Genomic DNA, 604 nt, shown 5'->3' on the forward strand with positions numbered 1-604 from the left:
AGAATTCTGCGAATTCGGATTCAGGAAAGAATTCATTGATGTCTTCAATCAGCGGATGTTCCTTATCTCACGCATTCATCGTGAAGTGATATTTCGGCGCTACAACGGGCTTTTTGGAGATCATGGCATATTTACGGTTCGAACGGTTTACCGAGTCCTTAATGGTCTTTAAAGCGGCATTTCATTCGCTTCTTGTTGGCGTCTTACCGGGATCATCAATGAGAACAGGTTCTTCAATTTGGACAAGCCCGAAGAAGCCGTTGTTTGGCGCTTCTATTCCGGCTAGGCCGTTTGCATCATCAAACGAACCATATTCAATTGATTGGTTCTTCGTTTTTTGCGACTTGTTGACCAAACGATACGACTTATTGATACCAGCTTCATAATCAACGGTTTCATATCCTAATGATTTAACTTCAAGATTGATGTTGTTTAAAGCATTGTGCAAACGAGCAACACCACCAAGCTTGTATTTCTTCAAATCAAGCCCGTAGGCGTCTTTGTTTGTTTCTATCATAGTTCTTTTACGAACGATGACTGGCCTCGATTTACCGGCATCTTTCGCACCAACTCAGACCGTTTCGGCTGCAGTGTGATCAAGAAT

Annotated in this window: 1 protein-coding gene; it reads right to left on the reverse strand. The window is 42.4% G+C overall.

The annotated features are described in order from the left end of the window. Positions 1–181 precede the first annotated feature (181 nt). A complete protein-coding gene (locus tag HL054_RS22155; RefSeq protein ID WP_163638908.1) occupies positions 182–517 on the reverse strand; it encodes a hypothetical protein in 336 nt (111 codons plus the stop codon). Positions 518–604: the final 87 nt, after the last annotated feature.

It is taken from the genome of Modestobacter versicolor (assembly GCF_041028285.1).
Lineage (GTDB): Bacteria > Actinomycetota > Actinomycetes > Mycobacteriales > Geodermatophilaceae > Modestobacter > Modestobacter versicolor_A.